Raw genomic sequence first — 21412 nt, 5'->3', positions numbered from 1 at the left:
ACCCTCGTAGAACGTCATTCCCGTTTTGTTATGCTGGCCAAAGTCAGGGACAACAAGACCATAACGGTTATATCTGCACTCATCAGACAAGCCCGGGAATTACCTGCTGAGCTTTATAAAACATTAACATGGGACCGGGGCGCTGAAATGACCAGCCACACCCGGTTTACTGTAGCCACAGATATTCAGGTTTACTTCTGCGATCCTCAATCACCCTGGCAACGCGGCTCCAATGAAAATACGAACAGATTGCTCAGGCAGTATTTTCCAAAAGGAACTGACTTATCGGTTCACAGCCAGCAAAGACTTAACAGTGTTGCCAGACAGCTCAACGAAAGGCCGAGAAAAACGCTGGACTTTGAATCACCCGCAGAGCGTTTTAACCAATGTGTTGCATCCATCAGTTGAACTCACAGCACGAAGCGGACCAGGTAACTGAGCTAAAGGTCCGCTCTGAGCGAACAGCGGGAGTTCGTAATTTATCCCACAGCTGATGACGCATGTTAATAAACGGGGAGCAGGTCACATTTCCAGAGCTTACCTCTATGGAAGGCAAAAAAATGGAGTATGCCGATCCAGAACTGGCGGCTGGAAATGCGTCGTTTCATTATCGAGTTCGGTGACCGCCTGAGCGCTCACCTTTAACTAGTGGGCAGTTACACTGAATTACTGACAGACTCCTGCCAAAATGTCAGACAAACCCCATATTCATCCAGAAGGTCGTCAGCAATTTCAAACTGAAACACCTTATCCGGGAAAGCCTCTGCTAACGCGCGCTTCCAATATCTAGTTATCTGCTCGGCAAATAAATGACAAAGACGATAATCCTCTTTGGACAGACCTACTTTAAATACGGGTCGGTCCGGTGCATCTTCCCACTTTGAAAAAAACTGGTTTATTGAAAAAATATTTCTGTATCGTTCAACGTCTCTGCGCGATGTACTTTGTACTAATACACAAGATTTACTCTCTACTAGCCCCAGCAAATGAAACCTTTTCGGGTCGTATTGCTGAGCGTTAGGTAGCCAGAAAATATGCCCCTGGATCTCAATAAAATCAGGAGAGAGCAAACCCAGCACAGAAATTGCTTGCTCTAGTGAAACCAAGTGCCCTACATATGAAAAAAATTCTCCGGCGCCAATATCTGAAACAAACAGGCTTAATGACTCTTTAGAAATATTACCCTGATAAACTTTCATCATTTCAATCCTAAACTATCAAGAACCGACTGAGGAACATTTCCCTCAAAAGCTTTTGTATCACTTCCCTTCTTGGGGAAATATGTTCCATTCGAAGCTTGGTTCCACTCGACCACCTTAATCCGAGAGTTAGACACATCATATAGTGCGCGCCCCTCAGGTGACCTGCTCCTCATAAATTAACATATCTCAACGTTATCAACGTCTGCTTTTGGCACGGAGAGGACAATCTAATGGAGCGAAAGGTCCGCTGTGAGCGAGGAGCTGACTTTGAGACCGGAATCACCGGCATTACTACTTGAGCCGGTGATTAAAAAATTCTGGTGAAGACTGGCATATTTATTCACAGTAAGATATTAATGGTTTTACAGATGATAAAACATCAATAACATCTTCATTTGTAACGATTAAGTAATGTACTATCTCATCATTATCATGGATATTGGCACTTTGATTATTAAACCAACTCAAATATCCTGATCCTTCAACCACATAAATCCCTGTTAGCATTTGGCCGCTGAGTTCATCTTGCAGCTTTAATAAATCGCCTTCATCTGTGACACGAAAAGAATGTACCCAATCAAAAACTATGTCAATTTCATCTATTTTGTTTTCTTGAGTTGAGGATAATGTAATCTGTAGAGCACCTGATGAATATCTAAAATTCACCAGTAATCTGTTTTTAAAACAGAAACCATCATTTTTGATATTTTTTAATTTCTCAGTCATATAACATCCTGAATGACTCCTCGGGCCATTACCGTGAATAGGTAGCATCTTACCATAATGCATTACGAGCTTATCAACGTCTGCTTTTGGCACGATGCGGTCGTCTATATCTATGACATGGTGACCAAACCGAGACCCAAACACGCCCCGAGGCATCCGGGCGTGTTCTTACCGAACGTCTGCAGTAACAAACACACAGGAAATAATGCCTGATGACTGTCACAAACTGGCGCCCGGCGAAGGTGAGGGGGTATCCCCCCTTTGCCGGGTTGGACAAGCCCGGACGGATCGGGCGCGTACAGTTCTGTGCTTTTTGTATCGCGGAAAGGATCTGCTGTGGTGAGGCCAGCCCGGCGAATACCGTGATGTTTTTCGGTGTGGCGTTCTGTGCCGGCATCACAATCAGACCGGGTGTCCCGGTCAGCCCTGGCGCCTGTACCCGCGCATTCATTTTTTTCCAGTACTGCCGTGTAATCGACAGGTTTCAACTCCGTCAACCCGGCTGCACTGGCCGCCGAATCAATATTCGCCATGGTCAATTCCCCTGCGGGGTTTTCACGCGAGTAAGCGCCTCCGGCAACACATCCTCATGGCAATTTAACTGCACGGCTAGTTGTTACCGAGATTTTAGCAATGGCTTTCAGCGATATAAGGATCCTTTCCTTCCCGAAAGATTGTGGTTACTGTCCCGCGATACGGCCATGGCACACAGCAAGACAGACAAAGCACCAGCCGGCGCTTTGTCTGAGGAGAGAACTACTGTGCCAACGGTTTACGTACAAAGAAACCATAGAGACAGGCGCCAAGGAACAGCAGGCAGCCACCGAGAATAAAGACGTTGGTGAACTGACCGGTAGTGTCAAGGATAATCCCGGTGATCACTGGCGCCAGCGCTGCACCGAGGAAACCGCCAAAGTTCTGGATCGCACCGAGGGAAGCAACCTGCTCTTTTGGTGCCATATCTGCTGCCAGCGCCCAGATAACTCCGGATGGCATTTGCGAGCAGAAATAGCCCAGCGTCAGTAGCGTAATCGCAGTACCGCTGTTGCTGACGAACGGAATTGGCATCACAAAACAGGCCGCCATCGTCGCACCCAGCACAATAGGCACCTTACGCGCCGTTACCGCATTAACCCCTTTGCGCACCAGACGGTCAGAGATCATCCCGCCGCACAGCACGCCAAGAATACCGGCGAAGAACGGAATCGACGCAATCAGGCCCGTCTGCTTCAGGCTAAAGCCCAGCGACGTTTCCAGATAACCCGGCAGCCAGGTCAGATAAACCCAGATAGTAAACATGATGCAGAAGTTGCCGGAAATCATCAGCCAGGTCGTTTTGTTGCGGAACAGGTCGCTCCAGTTTACCTGCGGTTTATCCGCTGTGGTAACGGCGACTTTACCGGTATGAATCAGCATCGCTTCCCGCGCATCCGGATCGCGATAAAACCTCAACCACGCCAGCACTAACGGAATCCCCAACAGACCGACGGCGATAAACATCCCGCGCCAGCCTACCCACAGCAGCAGAACGGTCAGCAGCGGCGGAGCAATGGCATTAGCAATTTGCGAACCGGTATTGATGATCGATGTCGGCAGGCCGCGCTCTTTATCTGAAAACCAGCTTTGGGTGATCTTGATACCCGAGGTAAAGAACGGGGACTCAGCAACCCCTAACAGCACCCGCAGACCGTAGAAAAAACTGTAGGTGTTCACAAACCCCATCAGGAAGGTCACGGCGGACCACAGAGTCAGCGCACCGGTGAACATCTTCTTCGGACCAAAGCGGTCTACCAGCCATCCGGCGGGCAGGTTAGCCAACGCATAAGGCCAGAGGAACGCCGACAGCAGCAAGCCCATTTCAGTGCCGGAGAAACCAAACTCCTTCGAAATAGTGGTATTGGCGATACTCAGGTTGGCGCGGTCAAGGTAGTTCACTACCGCAGCCAGGAGCAGAATTAAAATGATCCCCCAGCGACGGCGGGAGAGCTTCGGCGGCGCAATTGCCGTGGCGGAAGCCGGATTCACTGTGCTCATACCGTCTCCTCCAGTAACGCACGATCGATTTTGACAACCGCCTTGCGCAGATGATTAACCCCACCACTCTGCGGATGGCAGCACGGACGATGAATATCTTGCGGAAAGAAAATCGCGAACATACCGGGCGTTAACGTCACCTGTATCTCTTCTTTTTCAACCTGCCAGAACATGATGTCCTGCTGCGGTGTACGGTCATCAACAACGGTATGCAGACCGCTTTCTACACGGCTGACACCCATACGCTCATGACCCGAGATCAAATACTGAATATCGATAAACTGGCGATGTGACTCCGGCCGCGCCTCTTCAAAAGGTACGCTGTCCATCTCCTGTAACAGGCAGAACAGCCTGCCAGGGATCAGGTCGATTTTGCCCGGCACGAAATCCTGAAAATCATTCTGCGCAAGAAAAGCCAGCGCCTGACGAATCACCGGATGGAAAGCGGATTCCTGGGCAGGCCATGCCTTCATACTGGTTACGATCATAATGGCATCCTCTGCTTAGCCAGCGATACGCTGACGCCATTGTTCGGTTCCGGCACGAATCTGGTCGAGGATCACCGTCAGCCCCCAGAACTTATTCAGCACATCATCCTTGTTAACCCGGCAGGTGATACCGTCAAAGGTCCCGAGGCGCTGATGATAAATTTTGGCGTTTTTCGGATAGCCCAGCGTTTCGGTCACGGCCCCCAGCGAGAGGAAAATCGCCAGTTCATCGGCCAGCGCGCGCTGGTTTTTCCCTTCCCGCCATAACCAGCTGTACAGTTCAGGATGGAAGTTGGTAAACACGCCGCTAAAGCCCTGCGAACCCGCCAGAATCGCTGGCCAGGCAATCGCCGCGTTGGCGTTAATGACGTTGAGCGGCGTCCCCTGAGCCAGACGTACGCGACGTTCAACGGTCGGCAGATCGCAGCTCACATCCTTCAGCACAATGAAACGGCCGCTGTTGGCGCACCAGGTAAATTCATCATCGCTTAGCAGGCGGCGATATGGCGCCGGACACTCGTAAAGGCCGAGCGGCAGAGAGGCCGGCAGCGTATCCAGCAGCGTATTGAGCGTAGCGTAGAAGACTTCGCTGCCCTCGTTACGCGGATCGAGATGGTTGGTCACCAGCACCAGAGCATCAATGCCGGTCTGCGCCATCGCCAGCAGCTCGGCTTTTTGTGCTTCAATATCGTCGCTGATATGACCAGAGGCGATAACCGGAATGCGGCCGTTAACGTGCTGTACCACAAAGCGCGCCAGCTCAACACGTTCCTCTAAAGAAAGGAACTGCATTTCGCTTGACTGGCAGACGGCAAACAGCGCATCAACCCCCTTCTCCAGATACCAGTCGATTAATTTCGCCAGCGCCGGATAGTCAATCCGATCGTCAGCTGTGAATGGCGTCAGCATTACCGGAACAATACCGTTGATCGTTTTCATATTATTTTTCCTGAGTTCTGAGGGTACGGAGTCGTGCGTTTGCCTGTTCGAAATCAGGCATGTTGGATGCCCCTTCCAGCTCAACGGCCAGAGAGGCAAAGGCGGAAGCCCAGGTTGTGGCCTGCACCAGACTGTTTCCGGCGGCCAGCGAGGCGGCTAGCGCACCGTTAAAAGCATCGCCAGCACCGGTGGTATCCACGGTGACGGCAGGGAAGGCGCGGATATGGCTAAACTGGCGGTTGTCCAGCAGCAGTGCACCACGCGACCCCATTGTAATCAGCACTTTCCTGGCACCCAGTTCGGCAATGCGCAGGGCCGCTTCTTTTGCGGTATCAAGATCGTTAATGTCGATACCCGACAATAAAGACGCCTCCGTTTCGTTCGGCGTAATGACATCCACAAAGGGAATGCTGGGTATAATTTCAGCAGAATAAGGGGCCGGGTTCAGAATCACTCGCTTACCCAGTTCGTGAGCGATCTTAATTATCGAGTGAGTGGCATCGAAATTATTCTCCAGTTGAACCAATAAAACGTCAGATGAAGATAATTCCGGAATAATTGCCTGAATTTCATTGTGGGTAATAGTCTTATTTGCCCCAGAATAAATAGCAATCATGTTTTCGCCATTTTCCTGAGAAACATAAATAATTGCATTACCGGTTGGTTCACTCTCAGATTGATAAAGCGTGTAAGAGTGAATTGCAGAGCGAGTTAGGTGATCCGCGGCTAAATTACTGAACTGATCTTTACCCACCTTTGCGACAAAGTGCACCTGAGCACCGGCTTTACTGGCGGCCGTTGCCTGGTTAGCCCCTTTCCCGCCCGGCCCCAGACTGCTGCCCAGCGCCATTAGCGACTCTCCTCCCCGTGGGAAACGTTCAACCTTAGCCACAATGTCAACATTGAACGAGCCAAATACACATACCTTGCCCTGCATAAATTTTCCTTTCTGTCGCTCATCACTGGGTGATTTACGGTGATAAATAGGTTGCAGTAGCACCTCAAAACTATCACCGGTTTCAGAAATAAGTTCGGCCAGCAAACTACGGCGTGAAATAATTGCTCCGCCGTAACAGCGCTGCACCAGACCCATCTCTGCAAGAGTATTTAAATCACTGCGTATCGTTTCTTTCGTGACATTAAAATGCGCCGCAAAATAATTCACATAGCCACGCTCATGCTCATCTAAATATTGCAAAATAGACTTTCTACGTTCTTCAAGAAACATAATGGACCCCGATAGCACTCTTGCAGTATACGAACTGACCAAAACCGGAAGAGTGACATTAATCCCATGTTTTCAGGCAGAACGGAAGCAAACAAAAATGATGAAAATGGGTTATCAGATACATGACCCTGACCCAAAATCCTGCTCCATTCAGAAACAGAAATTCCGGCATGATCCATACTCCCCTGAACGGAGGTGGTGACGATGAAAAAATCACGATTCACTGAAGAGCAGATTGTCTTTGCCCTGAAGCTGGCTGAGCCGGGCATACCGGTTCTGCCGCAAGACGGGCATTTCCGATGCCACGTTCTGTACGTAGCGCAAGAAATACGGCGGCGTTCCCACTCTGCGCCGGGATGATTGACTCCATCAGAATTTGCTGTGAAACCTTCCGGTTACCAGGATAAACAACCAACATTAAGCCGGTTATTCCTGATTATTCGGGGTTAGTCTCATGCAACAGCAGGTGGGCTTTCGCTGATGGGGATCGCACAGGGAATGGGGCCTACTCTTTTCCCTTTACGTAATCACGTACTACCCTTCCGTTTCTAACTCTTATCGACCCGTTGAACTCACAGCCAGAAGCAGACTTTCTGCTTCTGGTCGAGGGTATATTCAACTTTCTGAAGTCGCGAATATCTTTCAAATGAATTATTGCTGGAAAAATATTGTCTCGTTGGGTTGTGCCGGTCAGCTATTGCAATAAAAGCTGTTAAAAAAGCGTTTCGCTAATTGCAATTTCATCAACATGAATTATATCTGTCATATTGAATCCACGCATGTCTTCGCTAAAATCCGGGCTTTGCATATATTGGCGATTTAAAAGGTTAACATCACACTCTTCAGGGAACGTGACCACAGCTATAACCTGATTAGCTTGCTCATTGCCACCCAGATATACGCTGTTAATGAAGATCCCAAACTTTGGTAAGCTCACCATGTGCTTTGGCCAACAAGTGCGGAAATATTTTTCCGCACTTTCTTTATCTTTTAATGTATAAATTCTTAATTGTTTCATTGCGCGTCACCTTCTAATTCGGAGTAGTTAAACAAGCATAACTAACTTACAAAAAACGATAAGAGTATTTTATACAAAAAAACACATGTTACGCTTTTTCTGGTAACTATTGATGAATGATTTAATTTCTCTTATGCCCTCTTTTCACGATGAATCGACATGAAAGTCGTGCGCGCGATTTCACTCCCATCATCAACATCGGGTTTAAGCGTGATACGCGCTGCTGCAGGCCAGAAAAAGATCTCAATACTATCAGGCAAAGCGAAAATCTATTGATGGCCCGGTCCACAGGACGTGGTTTTGAGTGAGAAATAAAAACCGGCCAGGAGGCCGGTAAAGGAGATGTCCAGTCTGTATCGCCATGACAAAACTCGCGATTAGGGGGACCGCGAGTCTGTAGCCGTTATATGGCTACTTTTTCCCCAGGCTGGCGTCAAATTGTTTCCAGCTTTCTGTCATATCCACCACGGTTTTCGATTTTCGCGCTTCGTCGATTTTAATTGCGGTGAGCCCGGCTTCCAGTGCGTCCACCACCGTTACTTTCAGCGGCGTTCCCTGTTTAATGTGTTTCACAATCTCTTCAGCCATCAGCGCGTCAGCGCCATAGTGACCATCGTAAGCGTTGCCGCTGTATGTGGTATCTACTTCACGCTCGCCGGTACGGGCGTTATGCACGCGGAAATAGTTACGCACAAAGTCACCTTCCGCCATGCCGTCGGTGCCCATTACGCAAAAACGACGGAACTCATCCGGCACGTTGAGGTTGGCGTGAAAGGCCAGGGTGGCGCCACCGGCGTATTCAATGATGGCCGTCTGGTAATCGACGATATCGGCGTCGCTATCAAACACCGCGTCGGTACTTGACCAGCCGCTCGGTTTGACATGATACACCTCGGAATCAGGGGTGACGGCGCCCTGCGGCGCGTGTTGCGGGGTAAAGGATTTACGGCCACCAAAGCTGGCGACACGCACCGGGCGCTCACCCATCAGGCCCTGATAAAGATCGATATCGTGACAGCATTTTTCCAGAATGTACGGACCGGCGTATTTCTCCAGCCGACGCCAGTCGCGCTGGAAGAAGGCGCCATGGTATGGCTTGATATGTTCGGTGGCTTCGATGGAGGTGATCTCTCCGAGGCGTTTATCATCACGCGCCATCAACAGGTCGTGATACAGCGGCGAGTAGCGCAGCACCAGACCGACCAGAATACGCTCGTGGCCATACTGCTGCACCAGCCGCGCCATCGACATCGTCTGTTCTTCATTGATGACCACCGGCTTCTCGGTGAAGACGGTATAACCCGCTGCCAGTCCCTGACGAATATGCTCAAGATGCATAAAGTTCGGTGAGCCGATCAGCAACAGATCAAAACCGCCATGACTCAGCAGGGCGTCAATGCTGTCGAATGCTTTGCCGGGATCGATACCGAAGGTGTGAAGATTGGGTAAACCCGCCGGAGCCGGATCGACATAACCCACTACTGAGAACTCTGTATCGGCTTTGCTGAACTCTTTCACCACATGGGAAAGACGAAAGCCAAGACCAATAATGCCCACTTTCATGTTATACCCCTGAAACCCGTTGCCTGTTAGCTGCCCGACCCATCAGGCTGCTGATAATCTGACCGCTAACTTATTACGGCAGAAAAACTAAAGTCAATTAATATCCTGAGCGTAAAAATCAATGTTTTTATTATTTATATGATTTTAATCATTTTTATTTAGTGTTGTGTCTTCCATATTTATTTGTTATTGCGATTTAAGTTTTTTTACCCTATCTTTCGCACATCTATAAAGGGTCATCCCGGGCGGTGCAGGGCAGGAGGAAGCGCGTGCAGTCATTGATGCTGGGTATTGATGGTGGTGGTACGCGCTGTCGTGGACGTCTCACCGACGATCGGGGGCAGTTGCTGGCGGAAGCGCGCGGCGGGCCAGCCAATGTCTGGTCGCACTTTGAAGCGGCGATTGACGCTATTGACCGGGTGATTGACGATCTTTTCACTCAGGCGGCATTACCGGCAGCGGCACGGGCACAAACCGTGCTGGTGGCAGGCCTCGCGGGGGCAAATGTGTCCTCGGTCAAAGCACGTCTGGATAGCTGGCAGCCGGTTTGTCAGTCGCGCTATGTTTTTACCGATGTCGAAACGGCCTGCGCCGGGGCGCATAATGGCGCGCCAGGGGCGGTATTTATCACCGGCACCGGCAGCCAGGGCGCGGCATGGGATGGCACGCAGTTTACACTGCTCGGCGGCTGGGGATTTGCCCTCTCCGATGCCGGCTCAGGCGCGGTGCTGGGGCAGCGTGCGCTCCGGCTGGCGCTGCTGGCCCATGAAGACATCGTGCCGTCTTCGGCGCTGACACAACGCATCATGGCGCATTACCACGACAGCCCGGAACAGATGCTAATCTGGTCACGTCAGGCGACGCCAGCCGACTGGGGGCGGATAGTGCCGGACGTTTTCGCCGCCGCGCAGGCGGGTGATGTGCATGGCGCTGCGCTGGTTCAGCAAACCGCTGCGGATATCGCACTGATGATACAGCCGCTACTGGCGCGCAGCCACGGTAAGCTGGCGTTGATGGGAGGCCTGGCCGCGCCGATTCAGCCCTGGCTTCCGGCGGATATCGCCGCACTACTGGTGCCACCGCAGGGCGATGCGCTGAGCGGTGCGCTACGGCTTGCCAGCCAGTTCAGTATGAACCAACCCGCGTAACCTTTTCATTCTGCTGATAAAGAGAACCATGATTGCTCCGAACGTAACTGCCCGTATTCTGCGGCTGATTGTCGAAAATGCGCCGATCAGCCAGTCCGATCTCAAAGTGCGTAGCGGCCTGAGTATGTCAACGGTCTCGCAGGCTACTAATCGCCTGCTGACCGGGGGCATCGTACAGGAGCTGGGGCTGCGACGTGTCTCGATGGGGCGTCCCAAAACCCTGCTTGGTCTTAATCCCGACCACGCCAGCGTGATCGGCATCCAGCTCAATGCAGAACGTAATCTGATTGTGCTGACCGACCTGGGCGGCAATATCATCGGCGAGCAGCAAATGCCTTCCGGAGCCATGACACCGAAACAACTGGGCGATGCGCTGGCAAAGTTTCTGCGCGGCGTAGAGAACAGAAAGGTGGGCGCCATTGGCCTGGCGCTGTCTGGTCTGGTGGATGCCAGCAATGGCTATTGCGTGCGTTCACGCGTGCTGGACTGGGATAACGTTCCGATTGCCCGGCTACTGGAGGAACGCTTTTCGCTGCCGGTATTTATCGAAAATGACGCCAACGCTTTAGCGATGGCGGCGCTGGTATTTGGTCAGCTCGGTCATGCGCAATCGGCGATTATCGCCACCTTTGGTAAAGGGATTGGCGCAGGTATTCTGCTCGATCGTCAGCTCTATCGCGGGCGTCATGGTAAAGCGGGTGAGATTGGTAATGCCCTGCTGGGGGATGGTTCCGAGCGCCTGCTGGAAGATGTCGCCTCATCACAGGCGATTTTGCGACGGGTGGCCGCCACGCTGAAAGATGAGGTGCCGCAGGCGCTGCGCGACCTGGATATGCGCCCGACGCAGGAAGTGCTGAGCGCGCTGGCGGAAGCCGGCCATCAGTTGGGCATATCGCTGGCAAATCTGTCGGTTGCCTATGATCCCGATGTGGTCTATCTGGCGATGGAACCACAGATGGCGTCGCGCATTTTGCTGGATAATATCACCCAGAGTTTCCAGACCTATCGCCTGAAACTGACGCCGCACATGACGCCGTTGCAGTTTATTACCGAGTCAAATCGGATGTGGGCACAGGGCGCGGCGGGTTTTGCGGTGAATAAATTGCTGGATTTGCTGGCCGCACAGGCGGATGAAGAGATCGCGTCGTAAAAATTTGCGCTTCATCGCGTTTTTTTTGGCATTGCGCGGGTTTCGTTCACCTCAGGCTAAGTCCTGCGCCTGAACTGCGCCCAAAAGTGGGATACCCAACGACAGGTGAGCTGAAACACGCCATATGCGAATACATCCACGATTACAACCATAAACGTATCAATCTGAAACCAACCTGAGTTCGGTTGAATATCGAACTCAGGCTGGTCTGCGCGACGGTCGGTGGAAGCTCTATGGCGCTAACCGCGGCTATTCCGCGCAGCGCCTTTCACCGTAACCGCATTCCCCCTTCATCAAACAACAAACAACTCCCCGCATCCAGCTGATAATGTACCGGCTCACCCATCTCATGGCTTGCCACGTTACGCTCCTCAATCACCAGCAGCCGCTCCTGGCCTACATCCAGATAAAGGTAATTGGTATGTCCCAGCATCTCACTGAACGACAGCGGTGCGCTAAAGCTCAACGGCGCGCTGGCTGAGCTGGCAGGCTGAAAATGTTCAGGGCGTACGCCAAGCGTCACTTTCTGCCCTTCCTGGCAGGCGGCGTCAATCTTCATGGTTAATGCGTGAAGGCCGAGAGAAGGCACGCGCAGCTGCACTTCGCCGGGCGCGATGGCGGCCACTTCTGCGGGTAAGAAATTCATCTTTGGCGAACCAATAAACCCGGCGACAAACAGATTGTCCGGATCGTGATACAGCTCCAGTGGCGCACCGACCTGTTCAATACGGCCCTGACGCAGCACCACAATACGATCGGCCAGCGTCATTGCTTCCAGCTGGTCATGGGTGACGTAAATCATGGTATTACCCAATGAGGCGTGCAGCCGCGCGATTTCGATACGCATCTGCAAACGTAACTCGGCATCCAGATTCGACAGGGGTTCATCAAACAAGAAAATGCGCGGATGGCGAATAATGGCGCGCCCAATCGCCACGCGCTGACGTTGCCCGCCTGACAAAGCACGCGGCAGACGATCGAGCAGCTCGGTCAGATGCAGGCGCTCCGCAGTCTGCGCAATTGCCTGTGCGATCTCGGTTTTCGGACGCTTCATCACTTCCAGCGGATAAGCGAGGTTGCCGCGCACCGTCATATTCGGATAAAGCGCGTAGGACTGAAACACCATGGCGATACCGCGCTCGGTTGCTGGCTGGTGGGTCATATCCGCGCCCTCAATCAGCAGCTTGCCGTCGCTAATCTCCTCCAGCCCGGCAATCATGCGTAGCAGCGTCGATTTTCCGCAGCCCGAAGGGCCAACAAACACCACAAATTCACCGCTGTTGATAGTGAGATCGATCCCGTGAATCACGTTCACTTGCTCGTAAGACTTCTTAACGCTTTGCAGATGCAGGCTGGTCATACTGTGTCTCGCTTAAAGTAACTGGCCCATATAAATAGCGTTGCTGCGTACGATGGGCGTGAAGCCAAGGCGCTGATAAAAACCGCAAACCTGCTCGTTTTGCAGGCTGACGCCAAGGTGCACGCCAGGCACACCCGCCTCGCGCAGCAGCGCCAGCAGTTGCTCAATCAGTTTGCGCCCCCAGCCACCCTGCTGAGCCGGTGGCAGCAGATTGATATGCAGGTGCGCTGGCCACTGGCTTACCAGCTGATCGGCGGCGGCATCCGGCTGGAAGATGGCCTCCAGAACTTTACTGTCGAGCGGGGCGCTGGCCGGGTAGTCACGATATTGCGCCTGCAACATCGGCCACCACTGCTGGTTCAGCACCGCCTCAAAGGCACGGGTATCCGGTACGGCAACCGCATAGCCGACGACCTCGCCCTGCTGTTCCAACGCCAGCGCGAAATCCGGCGCAAAACGTGCGTAGGGAATCACAAAGCGCAGGCCGGGCAGGGCGGGGTCAGAATAGAGCGCTGTCGCATCTTTGCCAGCATTGGCGGTTTCTAAACAAATACGCGAGAGCGCGGGAAAATCCGCCTCGGTAGCGTGACGAATAACTGCTTCAGCCGTCATGGTGGTGCCTCTGTGGTCAGGAGATAGACAGTTTTTACGGTAATGAAAGCGTACTTAGTTTTCAAGATGTAATAATTGCGTAGTCCCACAAAGAAAACGCTAAATATAATCGCAGCGCATGACCATCAACGCGACAACGCAGCAATGATGCAGCGGCAAGCCCTTAATCCGCGAGCTTTTTAACATTTACTCGTGAGCGTTATTCATAACTATACGATTTTCATATGCTCTATCAGTGAGTTAATGCAGTTTAAAAGCACGAGTGAATTATGCTGAGCTTCAGTAAAGCGTGACCGGTTGCATCGGCATTCTGGCTAATTAAGCAGCATTCCCTGCTGATTACTCCACTTTTCTTCTCACTTTTCGCACTGCATCACAGAGCAAAAATTACTCGCCGCACAGGTTTGACTTTATTTTGTTCATAAAGTAAGTATGGATGTGAGCGTTATTTCTGCTGAATCAGCCTGCGGGAACTGCGGGTGCCGAGATGAAGGGATGCCAGTCATCTGTTGGAGAAACCGAGCATTATGTGTGATTCAACCGTACGTTCGCAGTACTTCTGTAGCTCTCTTCGCACCCTGTCTCGTCTGGTTTCCGCGGGGGTGCTGCTCGGCGCAGCGATGACCTCGGCCCAGGCGGTGACCCTGAATGAGTGGGACATTTATAACTATCCGCAGCAGACAGAAGCGGTGGATGAAGCGATCAAAGTGTTTCAGCAACAGAATCCCGGCATTGTTATCCAGCGTTCTGTGCACTCCTTCGAAGATACCCGTATCCCGCTCAAACTGGCGCTGACAGCGGGTGATGGCCCGCAGATCGCCCAGGTTAACCAGGGCGGTGGCGACATGGGGTCTCTGGTGAAAGACAAGCTGCTTTGGCCGCTGGATTATTACGCCAAAACCTACGGCTGGACAACGCGTTTCCCGGATTCAATCCTGAAACGTAACCGCTGGTCCGATAATCAGGACTTCGGCAGCGGCAAACTGTATGGCGTCGCCAGCCTCGGTGAAATGGTTGGCCTGTATTACAACAAAGCGTTGCTGGATAAAGCCGGTGTAGCCGTGCCAAAAACCCTCGCTGAGCTGGAACAGGCGATGGAAAAACTGAAAGCGCAGGGCACTCCGCCAATGATGCTGGGTTTGCTGGATGGCAACATGGGCCAGCAACTGCTCAGTACTCTCTGGGAAGCGCAGATCGAAAGCAGCGACCGTAAAAAACTCGATGATCTGATTTATGACGTGGGCGGTACCTTTAAAGATGACAAGCTGGTGAAGGCCGCCAACATGATGAAAAGCTGGAACGACAAAGGCTATTTCTTCACCGGCTACCAGGGGATTGGCCATGACGATGCCGCCACCCTGTTCCAGAACGGGCAGGCCGCTTTCCTGGTGAGCGGCACCTGGTATCTGGGGCAATTCAAAGACAATAAAGATATTCATTTTGCTGCGATGCCGATGGGCGCGGGCGTGCAGCACGCGCTGATGGTGGGGGGGACTGACCTGGCGTACTCCATCACCAGTACGGCGAAAACCAAAGAGCAGCGGGATGCCGCCGCGAAGTTCATCGACTATATCGTGTCGGATGAGATGGCGAACCGCTGGCTGAAAGTGGGCTTCCTGCCCGCCAGCGCCAGCAAAAATGCGCAGATCCCGGCTGATAACCCGTTACTGGCCGAGACCTACCAGGTGTGGGTAACGCTGAACGAGCATGATGGCCTCGGTCATTACGTGGACTGGGCGACCCCGACCATGAACGCCGAACTGAATCAGAACGTGCAGCAACTGCTGGCCGGACGGCAAACCGCCGACCAGATGGTCACTAATTTCGATGACAACTATCAACGTTACCTGAAAACCCTGAAGCACTGATAATTCCGGCCCGGCAGTGATGCCGGGCCGCTGACAGGCCCGCAAGCGAGTACGGTTATGCTGAATAAATCTGCCTGGCGCAATGCGCTCTACCTTCTACCCGCAGTGCTGGTGTATGCGGTTTTTCTGCTGGTGCCGTTGCTGGCGTCGCTGGGTATCAGTTTTACCGACTGGGACGGCACCTCCATGCCGATCTTCAGCGGCATCAGCAACTACCTGCGTATGTTCAGCGATCCGGTGTTCTGGGTAGCGCTGGGCAACAACGCATTGCTGATGTTGTTCTATACGCTATTGCCGATTAGTGTCGGCTTGCTGCTGTGCAGCTTCCTGTATGAAACGCGCAATAATAACGAGCGTAGCCTGTTGCGCATCTTCTTTTTCCTGCCGTATATCATGCCGATGGCGGTTCTTGGCGTGGTGTGGCGCTGGTTGTACAACCCGGCATTTGGCCCGATCGATCAGTTCCTGCGTGCAGTTGGCCTGCCGCAGTTGGCGCTGTCATGGTTGGGGGATTTCAACTGGGCATTGCCTGCTGTCGGCCTGGTGGCAACCTGGTACTTCTTTGGTTTTTGTCTGGTGTTGTTTATGTCGGGATTGCAGCGCATGGATCCCTCGTTGCTGGAGGCGGCCGATCTGGATGGCTCCTCGCGGCGGCAGAAATTTATGCGTATCACACTGCCGTCACTGCGCCCCGAGGTACGTATCGCGCTGTTGCTGACGGTGATCGCCAGCCTGAAAGCCTTCGATCTGGTCTACGTGATGACGCAGGGCGGGCCGGGCACCTCAACCATGGTCACCAATCTCTTTATGTATAAGCAGGGCTTTGACCTGCACTACTTCGGCTATGCTTCGGCAGTTGCGGTGTTCAGTATGATGATTGTGTTGTTGATCAATGCGTTAATTCACTTTGCTATTCGGGAGCGTCACTGATGCGTGGCACGCCAGTCGTTTTTCGCGCGCTTATCTGGATCGTGGCGCTGATGACCATCATGCCGTTCCTGATGGCACTGATGACCTCATTCAAAACCCAGATGGAGCTGTTCCAGGGCGTCTTTACTTTGCCCGCGTCGCTCAACTTTAAAAACTATGTCACAGCCTGGCAGCAGGGGCATTTCAACGTTTACTTTATGAACTCGGTGCTGGTGGTGATCCCGGTGGTGATTTGCAGCATTCTGCTCGGTATTCTGGCCGGTTTTGGCTTTGCCTGGCTGAAAATCCCCGGCAAAAAAGTGGTGGCGGCGTTGCTTGGCCTTGGCATGGTGCTGCCGAGCGAAGCTTTTATTATCCCGCTGTATCACGAGCTACGCTGGATGGGGCTGACCAACACTTACCTGGCACTGATCCTGCCGCAGATTGCCCTGTCACTGCCGTTTACCACGCTGATGATCGCTACCGCACTGCAACAGGTGCCGCGCGAGTTGGTGGAAGCTTCAGTGATGGACGGCGCATCACGGCGCAAAATTCTGTGGGGCCTTCTGGTGCCCGCCATCTGGCCAACGCTATCGACGCTGGCGCTGCTGCTGTTTATCTGGACCTGGAACGAGTTTCTGATCCCCCTGATTCTGGTGAACAAAGACGAGCTGCGTACCTTGCCGATCGGCATGATGTTTTTCCAGAATAAAAACACCATTGATATCCCGGTGCTGATGGCGGGGGCGATGATCGTCATACTGCCTCTGGTGGCTGTGTTCCTGATATTCCAGCGTAAATTTATCAGCGGCGTGACCGAAGGCGCGGTGAAATAGGCACCTGCGGTATTATGGAACCGTCTGATCTTAAATCTTCAGAACGGGAACCGACGTCTCAAACAGATGTTTGCTGATCTCAGGCTTAAGGACCGGACACTGAGACGCTATCGAAAGAAGCACTAAAGCCAGGCGGGCAATGCATCCGGTATCGACCTTCTAACACAGATCTATTTACCCGTAGTGCGTTTAAGAAACATCGCCGGTCGATGAGGTCGTCCGGCGCACACCATTTCAGTTCATCCCGCTATATTACCTTTCATCCCCGCTTATTGCCGTTCGTCACATGCTGTAGTTTTTGCTGGCGACACTCCTTAGATTGAATGCCATTAATTCATGCATCCACAAGGGGAATGGCTATGTTGTCATTTTCTAACATTAAAAAAGACTACAGGCTGGGGTCGCAAACGGTACAGGCATTAGGTGGCGTGAATGGCGAAATCCACCCGGGAGAGATGGTGGCGCTGTGCGGTCCATCGGGTTCCGGGAAAAGTACTCTGCTGAATATCCTGGGCATGCTTGATATGAACTATCAGGGAAGTGCATTTATCGATGGCACACCTTTTCCCCGCAAAGTTAAAGAAGCTACCGCATTACGCCGAAGCAGTCTGGGTTTTGTTTTTCAGCGTTTCAATTTAATCCCGGTAATGACCGCTTTCGAAAATGTCGCTTATCCCTTAACGCTGAATAAATTCAGTACGAAAGTAAAAAAAGAAAAAGCGGAACAAATGCTGGCGAAAGTCGGGCTGGAAGATTTTCTGCAATATCGTCCGGAGCGTTTGTCCGGCGGCCAGCAACAGCGTGTGGCGATTGCAAGAGCATTAGTGCATCAACCCCGGTTAGTGATTGCCGATGAGCCGACCGCCAGTCTGGATAGCCATTCCGCCAACACAATTATTCAGATCATGAAAACGCTCGGTCACGAAATGGGCACCACGTTCGTCATAGCAACGCATGACCCACGGATGGCAAGCCAATGCGACAGGCATATTAATCTGGTTGATGGGCTTATCTCCTCTGAGGAGATTCAATGGAACGCCTGATGCCAATAAGTATTAAAAGCGCATGGCTCAACCTGCAACGTAATAGCCGGCGATCGACGCTGTCAATTCTGATTATCGCCGTGGTGGTCTTTTCATTATGTTGTATTGGAGGCTTTGGCCTGTATACCTATCAATCGCTGATGAAGGAAACGGCGATGAGCATAGGTCATATCACCCTGAGTCAGCCGAACTATTTTGAGCAGGAAGAAGAGATACCGCTGGATAATGGCTTATCCGATTATTCCATAATCGGTAAAACGCTGGTTTCAATTCCGGGAATTCATGCCATTCTGCCGCGAATTGAATTTAATGGTTTAATCAGTAACGGACGAAAATCGACAATTTATATGGGAACCGGAATTGATCCTCAGGAATTTGCCATTAAAGGTGAATTTCTGGCAGTGAAATCCGGGAAGCCGTTATCTCCCCAGCGTGACGATTCGGCTGCTAAAGAAGATCCTGAGGTGATGCTGGGTGCGAACCTCGCACAAAACCTGAAAGTGACCGTTGGCGATGTTGTGACACTGCTATCAACCACCACGGATGGTGTGCTTAATGCCATGGATTTTAAAGTGCAGAGCATTTTTTCTACCGGCGTTCCGGATCTTGATAAACGGCAGCTTTATATCAATATTGCCGCCGCGCAGGCGCTGCTTGCCACGCATAAAGTCAGTACGCTGTCGGTCTATTTATTTGAAACACCGCAAACCCCGGTGCTACAAAAACAGATCGAAGCAAAACTTCATACCCTAAAACTGGCAGAACCGGTGATCGCGACACCGTGGCAGAAATTAGCTGTCTTTTATGATGGCGTTAAAAATTTATACAACCGCATTTTCGCCATTATGGGTGGCGTAATGGCTCTGGTTGTCTTTGCCGCTTTATTTAACTCTATGACCATGTCGGTAACGGAAAGAACCCGCGAAATAGGCACACTGGCTGCTCTTGGTACGTATCCACAGGAAATTATTCGCGGTTTTTTGCTGGAAGCGGGGTTAATGGCAATGTGCGGAGCAATGGTGGGCGGCGGATTATCTGCGGCGCTGGCGCTGTTATTAACGGTCGTTGATATCAGAATGCCGCCTGCGCCAGGCAGAACAGAAAGTTACCCGCTGCATATTTATTTCTCTGCCGAACTTTTTATCAGCGTGGCGCTTGCCGTCGCCATTATTTGTTTTGTCGTTGCGTGGTTCGCCGCCCGAAAAGGTGTGAAGAAACCGATCATTGAGGCACTGATTTATGCGTAAAATATTGGCATTGTTATTAGCCGGAGGAATTGCTTTTTCCGCTCAGGCAGAAACTGTGGAACAGATGCTAACAAAAGCAGATCAATATCGCTCCAGAGAGCCTTATGCAAAAGTTACCACCGTGGTTAAGCTCTATCAAAATAATGAACTCGACACTACCAGATTGTACGATGTTTATATCCGGCCAATGCGCGAGTCACTGGTGTTATTTAAATCGAAAGCCGAGGAGGGTCAGAAATTACTGATGCTCGGTGATAATTATTGGCTGTTGATGCCGCAAAGTCATCGGCCAATCAGAATCACGCCCATACAAAAACTCCTTGGCAATGCTTCCGTCGGTGATATTTCTACCCTCAACTGGAGCGAACATTATCAGGGAACGCTGCAAGGGACGCAGGATATCGTGATACAAAATAAACACGTCATGGCGAATCACCTTGAGTTGACGGCAAAAACGGCAGGTGAAACCTACGCTAAAATTCAGTTATGGCTGGATGCAACGAATGATTTCCCGCTAAAAGCAGACCTCTATTTGCTGTCACAAAAGATGGCGAAGCAGGCAATTTTTACCGCGGATAACCCGCTTCACCCGCAAAAAATAGTTTCAATGACATTACTGGATAGCATACAGCCGGAGAAACAAACGGTCATTGATTACCAGAATGTCGTGCCGTATCAACTGGATGAAAAATATTACAACCCGGCCTATTTAATTCAACAGCCAAGGGTAGATCTGTGACCGCTTCGGGTCGTCTGTGTCTCTTATCCATGCTGATTGTTGCCGCGCGGGCTGAAGCTAAATTTGATGTTAACTGGACATGGCAAAGCAGTTTTGAAAGTGAACAATATCGCCACACGAAGTTAAACGATACTGCTGGCGGGTCGATACAGTCTCTGGATTCGCTGCTCACGGCAACGGCCGAGTGGAACAGCGTAACCGGGACATTTGCCCTGCAAGGCAATAATCTTTTAACAACCGACAGCCAGGACTCTGCTACTAAGAAATTGATTGTGCAGGAGTTATTTTGGCAGCCAGAAGCCGAACTGGCAGGTGTGCCGCTTGATTTAAGCATCGGGAAACAACGGCTGGACTGGGATGTCGGGTACGGATTTCGTCCCCTGGATATTTTTAAGTCGTATGAGCGCAACCCGGTGGGGATACAGGTTGACGAAGGTGTCGGCGCGGCCACGGCGTCCTGGTTTGATGGTGTTGGTCAATGGGAACTGGTGGCAACCGATGAGTCCTGGGCCTCAACCAATACGGATCAGGCCCGGCTGGCGGAAAAACAGCACGGCATCGGTCTTCGGCGTTATGCCCTGGTGGGGAGTACAGAACTCCAGGGGGTGATGTACTTTGATCAGGTTCATCACGGTACTGTTGGGGGTTCCGTCGTTGCTGTCCTGACGCCGGCACTGGAACTGCACGGCTCGTTTGCCTATGCGCAGCGTTATCAGTCTTATAAACAAGGCGATATGTATGAGCCGGTCAGATGGGGAACAAGTAATGATTCGTATCAATTTTTGCTGGGTTTCAATTGGGCCAATACTACAGGTTTGAATATTATCGGTGAATATTGGTACGACGGGCGTAGTTGGGATAAGAGTATGTGGAAGAAGGCATTTCAGCGCGCAGACGAACTCTCGCAGCATCCGGCAACAACAGGTTTGGCCAGCAGTTATTCCTGGGGGCTGGACAATACCAGTTTAGTTGCACAGAACGTCATGCTGCACTTTAAGATGAATATGGCTGCTTTACATCCCAAATATTTGTGGCTTGAAAAATTAGAACCCAGTCTGGATTTACTGGTTTCGCCAACCGATGGCGGCCTGGTTGCAACTCCAAGGCTCTCATACCCGGTGTATGAGTCAGGAGAATCTGATATGAAGATTGAGCTAGCAAGCCGATTTTATACCGGAGCGGGAAATTCCGTGTATGCCAACATGCCGGCTCGGGATTTGATTTTTATAAATCTTAAAGGAAATTTCTAATCAATATGATATAATTTCCGGAATAAAGCAGGGAAACAGGTTAATGCAGAGA

22 protein-coding genes and 1 pseudogene are annotated in these 21412 nt (G+C 51.5%); 12 read left to right on the top strand and 11 right to left on the bottom strand.

Annotated elements, in window-relative coordinates; genetic code table 11:
• A partial coding sequence (locus CWM66_RS07895) for an IS30 family transposase (protein ID WP_107146471.1) occupies positions 1-408 on the top strand: 408 nt, incomplete at its 5' end.
• 248 nt (positions 409-656) lie between these two features.
• On the opposite strand, the gene CWM66_RS07890 is transcribed toward CWM66_RS07895, so the two are convergent.
• From CWM66_RS07890 to CWM66_RS07860, 7 genes are all read right to left on the bottom strand, one after another.
• Positions 657-1202, bottom strand: coding sequence for a hypothetical protein (locus CWM66_RS07890; protein ID WP_199200029.1), 546 nt, complete (start codon positions 1200-1202; stop codon positions 657-659).
• 336 nt (positions 1203-1538) lie between these two features.
• Positions 1539-1928, bottom strand: a complete 390-nt coding sequence (locus CWM66_RS07885) for a hypothetical protein (RefSeq protein ID WP_071920354.1) — start codon at positions 1926-1928, stop codon at positions 1539-1541.
• Between the two features lie 110 nt (positions 1929-2038).
• Positions 2039-2461 (bottom strand): hypothetical protein, encoded by a 423-nt coding sequence (locus CWM66_RS28880; RefSeq protein ID WP_158262938.1) that lies wholly within the window; start codon positions 2459-2461, stop codon positions 2039-2041.
• Between the two features lie 223 nt (positions 2462-2684).
• Complete coding sequence (locus CWM66_RS07875) at positions 2685-3962, bottom strand: MFS transporter (protein WP_007373347.1); 1278 nt, start codon at positions 3960-3962, stop codon at positions 2685-2687.
• Complete coding sequence (locus tag CWM66_RS07870) at positions 3959-4450, bottom strand: YhcH/YjgK/YiaL family protein (protein WP_007373348.1); 492 nt, start codon at positions 4448-4450, stop codon at positions 3959-3961. The genes CWM66_RS07875 and CWM66_RS07870 overlap by 4 nt, the downstream gene beginning before the upstream one ends.
• A 15-nt stretch (positions 4451-4465) precedes the next feature.
• Complete coding sequence (locus tag CWM66_RS07865; protein WP_007373349.1) at positions 4466-5389, bottom strand: dihydrodipicolinate synthase family protein; 924 nt, start codon at positions 5387-5389, stop codon at positions 4466-4468.
• A 1-nt stretch (position 5390) separates the two neighbouring features.
• Complete coding sequence (locus tag CWM66_RS07860; RefSeq protein ID WP_007373350.1) at positions 5391-6617, bottom strand: PfkB family carbohydrate kinase; 1227 nt, start codon at positions 6615-6617, stop codon at positions 5391-5393.
• Positions 6618-6821: 204 nt separating this feature from the next.
• Between CWM66_RS07860 and CWM66_RS28875 the strand changes: the two are divergent.
• Positions 6822-6933: pseudogene (locus CWM66_RS28875) on the top strand (transposase); the annotation flags it as partial.
• 396 nt (positions 6934-7329) lie between these two features.
• Here the strand turns inward: CWM66_RS28875 and CWM66_RS07850 are convergent.
• Together CWM66_RS07850 and CWM66_RS07845 are read right to left on the bottom strand one after the other, a co-directional pair.
• Positions 7330-7635 carry a hypothetical protein gene (locus CWM66_RS07850; protein WP_079516900.1) on the bottom strand — a complete coding sequence of 102 codons (306 nt, stop codon included), beginning with the start codon at positions 7633-7635 and terminating at the stop codon, positions 7330-7332.
• A 411-nt stretch (positions 7636-8046) separates the two neighbouring features.
• The gene (locus CWM66_RS07845; protein WP_074776919.1) at positions 8047-9198 is read right to left on the bottom strand and encodes a Gfo/Idh/MocA family protein; all 1152 of its coding nucleotides are present in this window, start codon (positions 9196-9198) and stop codon (positions 8047-8049) included.
• Between the two features lie 281 nt (positions 9199-9479).
• Between CWM66_RS07845 and CWM66_RS07840 the strand changes: the two genes are divergently transcribed.
• From CWM66_RS07840 to CWM66_RS29490, 3 genes are all read left to right on the top strand, one after another.
• Positions 9480-10346 (top strand): BadF/BadG/BcrA/BcrD ATPase family protein, encoded by an 867-nt coding sequence (locus CWM66_RS07840; protein WP_072438600.1) that lies wholly within the window; start codon positions 9480-9482, stop codon positions 10344-10346.
• A gap of 28 nt (positions 10347-10374) precedes the next feature.
• Positions 10375-11496: an ROK family transcriptional regulator gene (locus tag CWM66_RS07835; protein WP_007373357.1), complete on the top strand. Its 1122-nt coding sequence runs from the start codon at positions 10375-10377 to the stop codon at positions 11494-11496.
• An 86-nt stretch (positions 11497-11582) separates the two neighbouring features.
• On the top strand, positions 11583-11675 hold the full coding sequence (locus CWM66_RS29490; RefSeq protein WP_158262937.1) for an IS3 family transposase: 93 nt from the start codon (positions 11583-11585) through the stop codon (positions 11673-11675).
• 89 nt (positions 11676-11764) lie between these two features.
• Here the strand turns inward: CWM66_RS29490 and CWM66_RS07825 are convergent, their stop codons facing one another.
• Both CWM66_RS07825 and CWM66_RS07820 read right to left on the bottom strand, forming a co-directional pair.
• Positions 11765-12856 carry an ABC transporter ATP-binding protein gene (locus tag CWM66_RS07825; protein ID WP_007373358.1) on the bottom strand — a complete coding sequence of 364 codons (1092 nt, stop codon included), beginning with the start codon at positions 12854-12856 and terminating at the stop codon, positions 11765-11767.
• 12 nt (positions 12857-12868) lie between these two features.
• Positions 12869-13468 (bottom strand): GNAT family N-acetyltransferase, encoded by a 600-nt coding sequence (locus CWM66_RS07820; protein ID WP_007373359.1) that lies wholly within the window; start codon positions 13466-13468, stop codon positions 12869-12871.
• Between the two features lie 527 nt (positions 13469-13995).
• On the opposite strand from CWM66_RS07820, the gene CWM66_RS07815 reads away from it, so the two are divergent.
• From CWM66_RS07815 to CWM66_RS07785, 7 genes are all read left to right on the top strand, one after another.
• Positions 13996-15336 (top strand): ABC transporter substrate-binding protein, encoded by a 1341-nt coding sequence (locus CWM66_RS07815; protein ID WP_107146449.1) that lies wholly within the window; start codon positions 13996-13998, stop codon positions 15334-15336.
• Positions 15337-15393: 57 nt separating this feature from the next.
• On the top strand, positions 15394-16266 hold the full coding sequence (locus CWM66_RS07810; RefSeq protein WP_007373361.1) for a carbohydrate ABC transporter permease: 873 nt from the start codon (positions 15394-15396) through the stop codon (positions 16264-16266).
• Positions 16266-17081, top strand: a complete 816-nt coding sequence (locus CWM66_RS07805) for a carbohydrate ABC transporter permease (RefSeq protein ID WP_107146448.1) — start codon at positions 16266-16268, stop codon at positions 17079-17081. The genes CWM66_RS07810 and CWM66_RS07805 overlap by 1 nt, the downstream gene beginning before the upstream one ends.
• Positions 17082-17440: 359 nt before the next feature.
• Complete coding sequence (locus tag CWM66_RS07800) at positions 17441-18124, top strand: ABC transporter ATP-binding protein (protein ID WP_035887151.1); 684 nt, start codon at positions 17441-17443, stop codon at positions 18122-18124.
• Complete coding sequence (locus CWM66_RS07795; RefSeq protein ID WP_233218368.1) at positions 18124-19371, top strand: FtsX-like permease family protein; 1248 nt, start codon at positions 18124-18126, stop codon at positions 19369-19371. Before CWM66_RS07800 ends, CWM66_RS07795 begins: the two co-directional genes overlap by 1 nt.
• On the top strand, positions 19364-20110 hold the full coding sequence (locus tag CWM66_RS07790; protein WP_071920270.1) for an outer membrane lipoprotein-sorting protein: 747 nt from the start codon (positions 19364-19366) through the stop codon (positions 20108-20110). Before CWM66_RS07795 ends, CWM66_RS07790 begins: the two co-directional genes overlap by 8 nt.
• Complete coding sequence (locus tag CWM66_RS07785) at positions 20107-21360, top strand: hypothetical protein (RefSeq protein WP_107146446.1); 1254 nt, start codon at positions 20107-20109, stop codon at positions 21358-21360. Before CWM66_RS07790 ends, CWM66_RS07785 begins: the two co-directional genes overlap by 4 nt.
• The last annotated feature ends 52 nt before the right edge of the window (positions 21361-21412 follow it).

Origin of the sequence: Kosakonia sp. H7A (genome assembly GCF_003028445.1) — a bacterium.
Lineage (GTDB): Bacteria > Pseudomonadota > Gammaproteobacteria > Enterobacterales > Enterobacteriaceae > Kosakonia > Kosakonia radicincitans.
Note: the sequence above shows the minus strand (reverse complement) of the source record. Positions and strands in the feature narration are given on the sequence as shown.